Annotated in this window: 7 protein-coding genes and 1 tRNA gene; 6 read left to right on the plus strand and 2 right to left on the minus strand. The window is 27.2% G+C overall.

Annotated features, from left to right (window positions below; all coding sequences use genetic code 11):
* Nucleotides 1-3 precede the first annotated feature (3 nt).
* The 4 genes from R5397_RS01170 to R5397_RS01185 all read left to right on the plus strand — a co-directional run bounded on the left by R5397_RS01170 (nt 4) and on the right by R5397_RS01185 (nt 8627).
* Nucleotides 4-3225 carry an exodeoxyribonuclease V subunit gamma gene (locus tag R5397_RS01170; RefSeq protein ID WP_421622609.1) on the plus strand — a complete coding sequence of 1074 codons (3222 nt, stop codon included), beginning with the start codon at nt 4-6 and terminating at the stop codon, nt 3223-3225.
* Between the two features lie 4 nt (nt 3226-3229).
* Nucleotides 3230-6670 (plus strand): exodeoxyribonuclease V subunit beta, encoded by a 3441-nt coding sequence (gene recB / locus R5397_RS01175; RefSeq protein WP_421622610.1) that lies wholly within the window; start codon nt 3230-3232, stop codon nt 6668-6670.
* Nucleotides 6671-6679: 9 nt separating this feature from the next.
* A complete protein-coding gene (gene recD, locus R5397_RS01180; protein WP_421622611.1) occupies nt 6680-8506 on the plus strand; it encodes an exodeoxyribonuclease V subunit alpha in 1827 nt (608 codons plus the stop codon).
* A gap of 47 nt (nt 8507-8553) precedes the next feature.
* Nucleotides 8554-8627 (plus strand) — tRNA-Asp (locus R5397_RS01185).
* Nucleotides 8628-8805: 178 nt separating this feature from the next.
* Here R5397_RS01185 and pfkB read toward each other — a convergent pair.
* Entirely contained in the window at nt 8806-9726 is a 921-nt protein-coding gene (gene pfkB / locus R5397_RS01190) for a 1-phosphofructokinase (RefSeq protein WP_421622612.1), read from the minus strand.
* 130 nt (nt 9727-9856) lie between these two features.
* Between pfkB and R5397_RS01195 the strand changes: the two genes are divergently transcribed.
* On the plus strand, nt 9857-11704 hold the full coding sequence (locus tag R5397_RS01195) for a fructose-specific PTS transporter subunit EIIC (RefSeq protein WP_421622613.1): 1848 nt from the start codon (nt 9857-9859) through the stop codon (nt 11702-11704).
* 33 nt (nt 11705-11737) lie between these two features.
* On the opposite strand, the gene R5397_RS01200 is transcribed toward R5397_RS01195, so the two are convergent.
* A complete protein-coding gene (locus R5397_RS01200) occupies nt 11738-12463 on the minus strand; it encodes a hypothetical protein (protein WP_421622614.1) in 726 nt (241 codons plus the stop codon).
* A gap of 99 nt (nt 12464-12562) precedes the next feature.
* On the opposite strand from R5397_RS01200, the gene R5397_RS01205 reads away from it, so the two are divergent.
* Complete coding sequence (locus R5397_RS01205; RefSeq protein ID WP_421622615.1) at nt 12563-13831, plus strand: M18 family aminopeptidase; 1269 nt, start codon at nt 12563-12565, stop codon at nt 13829-13831.
* Nucleotides 13832-13863 lie beyond the last annotated feature (32 nt).

Genomic DNA, 13863 nt, shown 5'->3' on the forward strand with positions numbered 1-13863 from the left:
TATATGTATAAGATATATAAAACAAACAAAGTAAGCAAAATTTATAATAAAATTAAAGAATTAATTAAAAACGATGACATATTTAAAAAAGAAACTATCATCATTTTAAAAAGTAACATTTTAAGCGAAGAAATTAAAAAATATCTAGCAACCCTAAATGAAGTCTCATATAACCTCAATGTAAAACAAAACATAATAAAAACGATATATAATCTCTCAATGGAAAACCACAATATAAAAAAATTTTTGGAAAACAATACATTGCTCCTTTACTCAGAAACAGAAAAATTTATTCTGTATCACATGTTAAAAGACAATAAAATAAAAAATATCAAGCAATTTAAATCGACAAAAAACAGATATATCTTTGTATCAAAGATAATAACTTTATTTCATAAATACTACTCTAAATTTCCAAATTTAATTGATTATTGGAGACAAAATAAATTTTTATTTGAAGATCAAAATAAGATTCACTATGAATCCATGCAAAAGGAAATGTTTGAAAAACTATTTGAAAATCAAATCAGCCTTTTTAACTTGCACGAAAAAATTGAACAAGAAATAACAAATACTAAGCAAAGCATTGAAACAAAAAGAATAATAATAATTGGAGAGACTAGAGAAACTGACAGAAAAATTTTACATTGTTTGCAAAAAATTTTCGACATTATAGTATATGAATTGATACTTGAAGATATAACTCAAATCAAATCTGCCTTCATAGATGAACTAGTGCCGGTAAAAATCAAAAAATGCAATTCAAGTACACAAATAGAAGAAGAAACTGATATTCAACCATTTGAAGAGAAAAATTTTTTAGCAAGTTTCAAAAACAATATTATAAAAGGTACTTCTCTATTAAACTTAGATAATAGTTTTAAAATAACAGAGGCAATAACAAAAAAACGAGAGGTAGAAATTCTAGTAAATAATATTTTACATTCAACACAAAATAATCATCTAAAAATAAACGATATCGTAATAACTTACTTACCAAAAGATATGGACATATACTTACCATACATAGAAGAATTTTTAAATAAATATGAACTTGAATTTACTATTTTAGATTCTAAAGATATCTCACAAAGTAAAAGTGTAATAGCATTAAAACAATTAATGAAATTCTTCGTTTCAAACAAAGGAACGATTAGTAATTTTAATAGAAAAGAAATAATTGAATTTTTAAGTAATACAAAAGTAATGAATAAATTCAACATCTCAATAAGTGAATTAGAATATCTAATAAAATTTAACGATGCAGTGAATATTAATTTTGGAATGAATGATGCTCATAAAGAAAGCTTATCTTATGACAAGAATTTTTTAAATTCATGGGAAAATGGCTTTGATAGATTTCTCACATCTACAATGTTTAATGAAAAATATGAATGCAATAATTGTCAAGAGAGCATAAGCTTTCAAGATCCAGATTCAATAGTAAGATTAATAAGTATAATAAAAAGCCTATACGAAGACATAATGTACTTTCAAGAACAAGAATATACAATATATGAATGGGCAGAAATAATGGATATTTTCATAGATAAATATATCAAACTTGAAGATAACAACAAAATCGATGAATATATAAACACAAGAATACAATACTTTAAAAACTTTTCAAAAGATTTTAATGAAAACCTTTACAAAGATTACATGACAAAAGTTAAAGACAGAAAAGTTGATTTTGCTCTCTTCAAAATAATGCTTGAAGAGAGCATCGAACAAAAAGCATATCAATCAAACAATCAAAATACAGGTATACTTGTTGCAAGCTCCGATAAAATCGAATATTTACAAAAACCTGAAATTCACTTTTTAGGAATCCATCAATTAAATTCAAATATTCATTTTGATAACATGAACTTATTAAACGAATATTATGACTATGTCAATCTGGAACAAGATAGCATTTCAAATTTAATTAGAATAATCTTTGCAGCATCAAACAAATTCTATTTTTATTACTCACTAAGCGAATCTCCAAATCCAGATATCAATAAACCTAAAGTAATAAATAAAATAATAAATTACATAAGAGATATGGGACAAGAGCTAAAAATTGAAATACACCCAAGTGAAAATTACGATTTTGAATATTTCAAATACAAAAAAGCCAATTACCTAATTAACTATGATACAGAAGCCTTTAATATTGCAAAATCACTACAACAAGGCAAACATCCAAACTTCAAACAGAAAAGACTTAAATTAAAAAAACAAATCACACTAAGGATAGAAGACATAAACAAAGCTATAACCAATCCATACAAATACTTTTATGAAGAAATATTAAATGTATATATTAAAGATATAAGCCAAATTGGTGATATTAAAAAAAAACAAGAAGAACAGATTATTGACATTGATAATTTTAATTATAAGCTAATGAATAATATCATACCAATACATGAATATATAAAAGATGAAACTAATGAACATATATTAGAGAAAATAGATAATATAATTGAAAATCAGATTCAGAAGGGAATAATTCCCATGAACATCAAAAAAACAACCATCAAAGAAGAATTCATAGAAAAATTCAATGAAATCAAAAATAATATTGTTATCAATTTTCAGGAATTTTTCAAAATGCAGAAAACCGAAATCACATTAAACAAAAGTATATTCATTAACTTCGAAGGTGAAACAATAGAATTTAAGTTAAATGGAACACTCAAAAACATATATAAAATAGATAATCGATATTTTTATGTCAATTTAGAGAAAAAAGATTACGGTCAAGACAAAATTATCAGAAAAATCAACCTATACATAATAGGATTAATGTTAAAAAGCTCAATTAAAAATATAGAATCAATTCAAGAAATAAGAATAACTTATAAAACTTCTAAATTATCACTTGAGAATCAATATACAAATGAAACGATAAACTACATAGACCTTACAAATTTATTAAAACAAATAGCATACATCTCAAGCTATCCTACTCCCATTTATAAGGATTTAATACAAAAAAGTTTAATTAAAATAAAAGACATAAACGAATTTCCAACAGTACTAAAAACACAAATAAAATATCCACAAAAAAGCATTAATATTAACAAAGATATGGAATTCATTCTTCAACAAAGAGATATAACATGGTGTCCATATTATAACAGATTTAAAGACACTCACGATCTAGACATAAACGACAACTTAGAAAAATTACTTCAAGATTTTTATGCTAAATTCATCAAGGTAGAAAGTTAATCCCATGAGAGAAATAATAGATAAAATCAAATACAACGAAAAAATATTAATTGAGGCTTCAGCAGGAACTGGAAAGACCTACATACTTGAGAATACTATTACAAACTTACTCATAAATAAAATGTACTCTCCAAGCGAGATTTTAGTGCTAACATTCACAAAAAAAGCAACAGAAGAGATGCATACTAGAATATTGAAATCAATTGAACATGCATATCAAAATTCACAAAAAGATAAATCTTTAAAAAATTTTTACGAGCAATCAAATAAAATATTTATCTCAACCATAAACAAATTTGCACTACATTCCCTAAACAATTTTCAAATCGAGACAGAAAACTTTGTCAAATACAGTGTAAAAGAAAATTTTACATCAGAAATAGACGAAATAGTTTATGAATTTTTAAGAAAATCGGATTCATTAAAAAAAGAATTAGCAATCAAAGATGATGAATTTGAAATCTTTAAGTCTAAATTTAAAACTACAAAAGACATGATTCAATATATAAGACAAGGATATAAAATAGACAAGACACAAAAACTTGGGGATTGGATAAAAACTCAAACGATTTTTAAAAAAATGCTTACAAATCAAGATAGATTAATTAATGAGTATAACTTAATAGTCGAAGCATTAAACAAAATGACTATGGAAGAAAAAAGAACTTTCCTAAATAAACATAATCAAGGAATTAAAATATCGGAAATAAAATATAGTAATGAAAAAGATATAGTAAAAATAACAGACATACTTGTAAACAACAAATTTCTTTCGAAGATAATAGAATCTAATCTTAAAAAAAATGTCACTCTCTTACCTAAGGAACTAAAAATACAAACCGCCTTAAGAAAACTTAGTCATGAAACAAATATAAATAAAGAAGATAAAAACACACTTAGAAGATTTATAAACCTAAAAGTCGAATATAAAATACTTAAATATATAGAAAAAGAACTTGCAAATACCATTAATGAAACAAACACAATAGACCAAAAACATATAATGTTAAACTTCAAAAAACACCTGGAATCTCGTGATAACAAACTATTAAATTCAATAAAAAACAGATATAAAATAATACTAATAGATGAAGCACAAGATTTAAACCTAATACAAATAGAAATATTTAAACTACTTAACTCTTGTGGCATAAAGCTAATATTTATAGCCGATCCTAAACAAATAATTTATACATTTAGAAATGCTGATATATCATATTATAACCAAGGTATAAAAGATCAAATAAAAGATAACGCAAAAATAACCTTACTAACAAATTACAGAGCAAATAAAAAATTAATTGAACCTTTAAATATTATATTTGATAATATCTATAATAAAACACACACAGCGAAAATCGAACAAATCGAATTTACCAAGTCAAAAACAGAACCTAAGAATGACGACAATAAAATTTTTATAAACGATCAAGAAATAGAAGCAATAAACATAATAGAAAATAAAGAAGATGAAAATATTTTACAAAAAACAGCTATAACAATAAAATATCTACTAACAAACGGAAAAATTTATGATAACAACAAACTCAGACAAATTAAAGAATCAGACATAAAAGTACTTTGCAGAACAAGCAAGGAAATAGATTTAATAGCTAAAGAACTTAAAAATCAAAATATAAAAACGAATAAGATCGAAGAACCATTCTTTAAGACGAAAGAATTTAGCGAAATATTTTACCTTATAAAATGTTTCGACAGGAAACAAAATTTTCAAACTCTAAACTATATCTTAACTAGCAAAATAATAAACCTTCCGTGGAAGTTATACCTAAGTCTACTTGAAAAAAATGAAATAAAACACATAGAAGAAACCATTAGTGACATAATATATTTACTTGAAAATCAAAAAATAACATTAATAAAAGCAATAGACGAAATCATATCAAAGAAAGATTTATGGCTCAATTTGGCAAAAATTTTTAATAATACTACGTTTACTGAATTTGCACAATCAAAAAAAAGCTACAGAGAAACCCTAATAAATGAGGAAAAATTTGAGGAACTTAAGAACTACGAAATAAGTCTAGACTTTATTTCCAAAATTTACTATGAAGATAAAACCATAGAATCATTAATATGCACTCTAGAAGATCTAATAATCAATAAAGATACTGAACAAAATGAAGAGCAAATCACTACCCAAGGTAGTCAATCCATAGAAATACTGACAATTCATAAATCAAAAGGACTAAGTGTTAATATCGTATTTCTCATAGGTGATATTCAAAACAATGATAGCTTACTGAAAAAATCAGATACATTTTATAAATTTTGCTTAGAAAATAAGATAGAATATGATTTTTTAAAATTAAAAGAAAATCAACAATCTGCCAAACATAAGATTTTAAATGAAGAGAAAAATATTTTTTATGTAGGAACAACACGATCAAGATTCGCACTATTTATTATCAATAAAGGCACAATAATAAATAAAATGCTAGAGCTAGCGGAAATAAAAACAATCGATAAAATAAATCTAGACTTTAATGTATACAATTTGATTAAAACCCATAAATTCAATAAATTAGAAAAAAATGATAACAAAGAAATAAAATTAATCCCTCCAACACCAATAAACAAACATTTATTTAGAAGAGAATATATACATAGCTATACAAGTCTTGCATCAAATTATAAATTTACTTACCATGCAAATCAAGAAATAAGAGATGATGAGACTTATGACAATGATGCTAATTGTACTGAAGAAACACTCCCAAAGGGCAAAGATATTGGTAAGATTTTACATGTCATAATGAAAGATATAAATTTTAGCGACGCAAAAGATAATTTCAACAATTTTCAAAAAATCAATATTGCTCTTATACAAAAAAGAATCGAACATTTCAATTCAAAACTAAATACACCAAAGATACAAGAAATGTTAATAAAAATGATCTATAACATATTAAATACAAAAATCAAATTTATTAACGCAAGACTGTGTGATATTCAAGAATTGCAAAAAGAAATGGAATTTTTAATCAAGATAGATACAAAAATTTATGAACAAAAGTCTCTCTTTAAAGATTACAACAAATTGGATTTAACACTCAATAATGGATATATAAAGGGAATCATTGATCTTATATTTAAGATAAATAATAAAGTATACATTTTAGACTACAAAACAAATTACCTTGGAGCAAATTTAAAAGATTATAATTTAACGAACTTAAAAAAGAAGATGAAACAAGAAATGTATGACTTACAATATAAAATTTACGCACTAGGAACAAAAAAAATACTCTTTAAAAACCCAGAAGAATATAATAAATATTTTGGAGGAGTAATATATCTCTTTACAAGAGCATTTCAAAAAAACATTAAAGAACAATCTAAAACACAGAATGGGATTTATTTCACCATGCCAAATTTCAAAGAATTAGATTTAGAACAAATATATTTACAATTAAAATATTAAAAGGAAAATATGAGAAATTTTTTAGTCTTAAGAGAGTTTTTAAAAGATCATAAGAGAAACTATTTGAATCCAGAACTCAAAATTTATGAAATAATAGAAACTTTAAACATAAACATAGAAAATTACTATAAAGCACATTTACTCACAAAAAAAATCAAAGATGAAAAGTACGAAGAAATTACTATTTTTTTAATATTCTTATTTAATTATCTCTCTAAAGGACACTTAAGAGCTAATATTAATTTATTAATCAAAGATATTCAAAATACAATCAACTGTGCTTTCCTTGAAATAGAAAATGAAGATCAATCTTACCAAAAATCAATCAACATACTAGAAGAACTTGAAAAGTTTACACAAGCAACAAAAATAGACAAAATAATCTTACATTTAAAAGAAAATAATATAATGAAAGATCTTAATCAAAATGAAAGAATCATAACTCCTTTAATATTAGAAAATAATATTCACATCTATACCCAAAAAAACTTTAGAGAAGAAGAAGAACTAATAAAAAAAATAGATCAAAGACTTAAGGATAACAAAAGTGAAATAACTACTCAAAGAATACAAAATATCATGAACAACTTAAACACTAAGGACCTAAGTGAAGAACAAATCAATGCAATCAAAAAATCCTTAAAAAGTAATTTCTTTATACTCAGTGGTGGACCGGGAACAGGCAAAACAACAACTATAAATTATATTCTAAAAGCAATTGATATGCACTTAAATGTCAAACAAAAGGTAGCCCTTGTAGCACCAACTGGAAAAGCAAGTCAAAAACTAAAATCAAGTCTAAAAGAATCATTTAAAAATCTTGAAACAGAATATAGCACAGTACAAAAATTATTAAAAATGTCATTTATCAATAAAGGCAATAAATATGATGAAGCCAACCCCCTAGAATTTGAAATAATAATAATTGATGAAGCATCTATGATAGATTCAAGCACTTTCTTAAAATTGTTAAAGGCGGTTAAGACAAGCACAAAACTCATAATAACAGGGGACAAAAACCAACTTCCATCAATAGCTGGAGGCAATGTATATTCAAGTTTGACGCAAATAAAAGAAATAAGTGACGAAAACGTAGAAATACTTAAAAAAAATTTTAGAAGTAACGATGAGATAAATTTATTAGCCAAAGCAATATATCAAGAAGACACAAATCTAATTGATATTCAACTTAATGCCAACAAAAATATAATTTTAAAGGACATAAATAAAGTCAATATTGAAAATGAATTATTAAATCACACAAAAGACTTATATAAAAAAATCTCTAATTTTGATCTCAATTCACTAAATAACAAAGAAATTAAATTAATAATTAATGCTTTGCTTAGCAACGTCATTTTATGCTCAAGAAATTTTGGAAAATTTGGAACAAAAAGAATAAATGAAATAATAAAATTATATTTGAAAAAAATCTATGGCAATTTAATTGGACAAATAATTTTAATTACTCAAAATGATTATAAAAACGATCTATTTAATGGAGAAAGGGGTATTCTCTTTAGAGAAAACTCTAAAATTTACGCTTTATTCAAAAGAGAAGATGAAAAATACAAAAGAATCAACTTTAATTTAATAAACAAATATGAACTTAGTTTTGCAACAACAATACATAAAAGCCAAGGCTCTGAATATCAACATGTACAAATAATCATAGAAGATCATCCATTCTTAACAAAAGAACTACTCTACACTGCAATAACAAGAGCTAAAGAAAGCATAAAAATAATATCAAGCAAAGACATTATTAAAAATGTCAGCCTAAAAACAATAAAGAGAGATTCAAAAATCTCAGATCATATAGATGCATTAAAATAAATTGACAAACAAAAAGAAAAACAATATAATCTTAAGGTATTGCATTTGGGGGCGTAGTTCAGATGGTTAGAACGCCTGCCTGTCACGCAGGAGGTCGCGGGTTCGAGTCCCGTCGCTCCCGATAGTAATCCTTAAAGCCAAGAATTGTTATTTGCATTTACTTTATTTCAAAAATAACTATGAAAGCATAAATCAACTGCAAAACACATTAAAGTTATTATTAAAGTTGTGTTATAAAATAAAAACCTTCAAAAACCTCATTAAAACAGAAAATTCATTAATATTTATAAATGCTTAAGTTACATTAAAGAAAGATATTCAAGTTTTACTTTATCAAAAATATCTTTAACATCATCAAGACTACAAAGTTGCCCTCTAAGTGCCGTTGCGGTACCTGACGCAACTCCAAACCTAAAAGAATCAAGAAGAGAATTCCCATTTTGATAAGCATACACAAATCCAGCAACTACAGAATCTCCTGCACCAATAGTACTTAAAGAATTAATTTGCGGGACACTAGCCAGACAAGCATCATCTTTATTATTTATAAAAACAGCACCTTCACTTCCCATTGAGATTATAATATTTTGCACACCCCTTTCCATAAGCTCACACCCAGCATTAATTAGCTCTCTACTAGAAGTCAAATTCATACCCAAAAGTTCTTTAAGTTCATTAATATTTGGCTTTATTAAAAAAGGTTTAAGCCCTATAATCTCTTGCAAGGCAGGACCACTAGTATCAATAATTAACTTAACATTACTCGCAAGACTCTTGGCTATTTCATTATAAGCCTGACACCCAAGCGAGCTTGGAACACTACCAGACATGATCAACATATCTTTATCTAAATTTTTTAATTTTAAAATCAAAGACTGAAAATCACTCTCAAGAATTACGGGTGATTTTCCATTAATCTCTGTTTCTTCTCCATCTGACATCATTTTAATATTGATTCTAGTATTGTCAGATATGCTAACAAAATCATGCTTTATACCCATCAAATCAAGATAGGACCTTATATAATCACCTGTAAATCCACCCAAAAATCCAAGAGCAACACTTTCAATTTCAAAATTCTTAAGTACATTACTTACATTTATTCCCTTCCCACCAGCAAAAAAATTATTCCTAATAATATGATTAAGACATCCTGTCTGAAAACCCTCCACAACTATTTTATAATCAATAGCAGGATTAAGAGTAAGCGTATATACCAAGCCAATCTCCTTTATAATTAAGTAAAATAATTAAATAATTAAATAATGTAATTATTATATGTTATAATTATCATATAATATATTTATAATAATTATAATATGGACACTATAGTATAGCAAGGAGTTTCCTATGCAAGATTTATTTTCTAAAAAATTAATATTATTAAACTACGAAGCCAAAAGTAAAGATGATGTAATTGAAAAAATGGCTGACATGCTCAATGAAAACAGATATTTGAATAACAAAGAAGATTTTATAAAAGAAATTAAAAAACGAGAAGAAATAAGCGGAACAGGCCTTGAAGAATATATTGCAATGCCACATGCAAAAGGTAATTTTGTTAAAAAACATGGAATAGCTATATTACGAATTAAAGGAGAAGGGTTTGATTTTAACGCTTCTGACTTACAACCTTCAAAATTATTTTTCATGATAGCTGTACCTGAAAAAATTACAGGTAATACTCATATTAAAACAATATCTTACCTTAATAATATATTTAATAATGAAATTTTAAGACAAGAAATTATGAGTACAAATGATACAAATAGATTTTTAGAAATTCTTTTAAACAATAACACAGATGTAATAATGAATGACACTAGTTCCAAAAATTTCATTCTAGCAGTAACCGCTTGCCCTACAGGCATTGCCCATACATACATGGCAGCTGAAAGCCTAAAACGAGCAGCAGCTGAACTAAACGTAGAGCTCAAAGTAGAAACTAATGGCTCTAGTGGAGTTGACAATCTAATAGAAGAAGAGGAGATAAAAAGAGCAAAAGGCATAATTATTGCATCCGGAAAAACTGTCGATAAAGACAGGTTTAATGGTAAACCACTAATTGAGGTTGGTGTAAAAGATGGTATACATAAAGCAAAAGAACTCATTCAAAACATTCTTGATAACAAAGCAAAAATTTATAAGAGCGAAACAGTACAAGAAAAAAGCAAAACAATCCGAAAACCAGGTGGTGCATATAAACATTTAATGAACGGTGTATCTTTCATGCTCCCATTTGTAGTGTCTGGGGGAATAATTATTGCAATATCATTCATGTTCGGCATCAAAGCTTTTGATCCAAACGATCCAAGCTATAATAAGATAGCAGATATTTTAATGCAAATCGGCGGTGGTAATGCTTTTTTCCTAATGATTCCAATACTTGCTGGATATATTTCATTTAGCATAGCAGAACGTCCCGGCCTTGCACCTGGAATGATTACAGGATTAATGATGAGTAAAGGAAATGCAGGATTTTTAGGGGGTATCTTAGCAGGATTTATCGCAGGATACGTAACTTTAGCAATAAAATCAATAAGTAAACAAATAATACCACCAAAAATAAGTGGTATTAATCCCGTCTTAACCTACCCGCTTTTCTCAGTACTAATATCAGGATTTTTAACATATTTCTTACTAGCACCAATTGAATATATTAATACATCTATAACAAATATGTTAAATTCACTAAGCGGAACAAATATGGCATTACTGGGTGCACTACTTGGTGGAATGATGGCAATAGACATGGGTGGTCCTGTAAACAAAGCTGCTTATGCATTTGGCATTGCAATGATAACTGCTGGGAATTATATACCCCATGCAAGCGTAATGGTAGGAGGAATGACGCCTCCACTTGGCATCGCACTTGCAACTAGCATTTTCAATAATAAATTTTCACAAGAAGAACGTGAAGCTGGTAAAGTTTGTTACTTTTTAGGCGCATGTTTCATAACGGAAGGGGTGATTCCTTTTGCAGCATCAAACCCTTTAAAGGTAATACCTGCTTGCATAATAGGGTCATCTATCGGGGGTTTTTTGTCTGCATTATTTAAAGTAGAGCTTATGGCCCCACATGGCGGTATCTTTATTCTCCCAATAATAACCAACCCATTAATGTGGATAATATCTATCCTCATAGGTGCTTTAATAACAGGTCTATTAATAGGATTTATGAAAAGAGATAAGAAATAATTCTTATCTCTTAAAATAATATTTACACAAATTCTAATAAACCAATCTCAATTTTATTGGTGTTTCAAGACTTAAAGTCCTAATCATATCTAGCTTAAGTTCTAAATTATTGGAGTTAAGCTGTTTAAATCCAAACTGTTCTTGAATTTTTCTCGATGTCCTGATTTTGAGTGTAACATTAGAATTATCAATAAGCTCATCTGCACGTGAAGTAAAGTCTGATAAAAAGTAAACTAATACATCTTTATATTCCTTCTCAGACATTGGTATCTCTTCTGATGGCAAAAGTGCTGCAAGAGCATCATTTACCTGATCCTTACTTTCATTAATAATCTTGGTAACAGTTTTTAAATTAAAATCAATATCAAGAATATTTTTCCCATTCTTATTTGCTATCTTAAATATAGGCATTGTCTCCTTTGCAAGATAATCTTTTAGAACCTTAACCAGATTATCAAATTGAACAATCAAATTAAGAGAATCACCATTAGACTTAATATTTAAGAGCTTTAGACCTAATTTTTTCCCTTCATCACCAAAATATTGTTTTATCTTATCAATAGGGAAAAGGGACATTTTAGCTATTTCCTCTCCTACAAGAGTTGCTACAAGTTCTTTTCTGATCTTTTCAAATTCTTTATTAACATTAAATATTAATGAAACTGTTCCGCTCGCATCATCTTGTAAATTAACCTCTGAAATCGTAGTACAAGCAATAAATATTAAAGACACAAGCATCAAATTATAAAATTTATCCATTTAACAATCTCCTTGCATATACAACAAACATATATACATACACTAGCTATTATAATAAAATATTAAGTATCAAAACAATAAAACCATAGGAGAAAAAACATGCATGACCAAACATTAGATATATCACATTTCCAGAAATTACTAGATACAAGCTTAACACCATACCATTTAATAAACTATATTGAACAAAAACTGATATATTATCTTAATGCAAAGGAATTAAAACTTGACGATAAATGGACACTAGAAACAGGATATTATTATGTAAAAAAGGAAGGAACAAGCCTTATTACATTCAACATTAACACTAATAAAATACATGAACCATTCCTAATAGCAGCAGCACACTCTGACAGCCCTGGATTAAAGCTCAAAATAGAATCTAGGAAATACAAAGACAATGTATTCTCTCACCACATCGAAACTTACGGTAGTCCAATAATTTCAACCTGGACTGACAGAGACTTAAGCTTATCAGGAGTCGTATACTTTAATAAAAATGAAATAATTAACTCAGAATTAATAACAATTGAAAATGTTGGGATCATACCAAACGTTGCCATTCACTTAAACCGAAATGTAAATGAAGGATTTGCGTATGATACTCATGAGAACATAGTCATCATCACAGGTTTTAAAAAAAGCATTAAAGAAAAAATTCTAGAAAAACTGCAAATATCTGAAAGAGATTTCCTATCATGTGATTTAATATTTACAGCATCAGAACCTGCTAAAATTATAGGTAGCGAAGGTGAATTTTTAGCATCCAAAAACCTAGATAACAAATCGGGATGCCATGCAATCATGAATGCATTTGTTCATACAAATAACAATAAAAATAAAGTAGCTGTATTTTTTGACAATGAAGAGATTGGATCTTTAACTTCCAGAGGAGCTGACTCAACACTATTAACAGAGGTCTTAGAAAGAATTGATCATGTTTTAAATCTAGGAAAAGAAGAACATCTAATCAAACTAAACAAATCATTCAATATTTCAATGGACGGCTCACATGGAGTTCATCCAGGATACATATGTAAACATGATCCAAACTATCAAATAAGTCTAGGAAAAGGAGTAACCATTAAAAACAATGCCAATTTTAAATATGCAACAACAGCACATGGATGTGCAAAACTTAAAGCCTTGGCTATGAAAAATAATATTAAAATTCAAGAAATAATAATGAAAGCAAACACAAATGCCGGAACCACAATTGGTCCAATCTTAAACTCTCAAACAGGAATTGAAACTATAGATGTTGGAACCCCAATGTGGGGAATGCACTCTTTAAGAGAAACTATTGCCATATCAGATCACATAGAAGCAATCAAACTTCTCAGAGCATTTTTTGAAAATTGGAATTAAAAACTGGAACAAATAAAAGAAATAATTGTAGT

The organism is Borrelia sp. MN22-0132, assembly GCF_049201035.1.
GTDB classification, from domain to species: domain Bacteria; phylum Spirochaetota; class Spirochaetia; order Borreliales; family Borreliaceae; genus Borrelia; species Borrelia puertoricensis.

What these genes read in the sequence shown, in the direction of transcription:
- R5397_RS01200 (WP_421622614.1), bottom strand. Translation starts at nt 12,463, where the DNA reads ATGGATAAATTTTATAATTTGATGCTTGTGTCTTTAATATTTATTGCT.
- R5397_RS01170 (WP_421622609.1), top strand. Translation starts at nt 4, where the DNA reads ATGTATAAGATATATAAAACAAACAAAGTAAGCAAAATTTATAATAAA.
- recB (WP_421622610.1), top strand. Translation starts at nt 3,230, where the DNA reads ATGAGAGAAATAATAGATAAAATCAAATACAACGAAAAAATATTAATT.
- R5397_RS01205 (WP_421622615.1), top strand. Translation starts at nt 12,563, where the DNA reads ATGCATGACCAAACATTAGATATATCACATTTCCAGAAATTACTAGAT.
- R5397_RS01195 (WP_421622613.1), top strand. Translation starts at nt 9,857, where the DNA reads ATGCAAGATTTATTTTCTAAAAAATTAATATTATTAAACTACGAAGCC.
- recD (WP_421622611.1), top strand. Translation starts at nt 6,680, where the DNA reads ATGAGAAATTTTTTAGTCTTAAGAGAGTTTTTAAAAGATCATAAGAGA.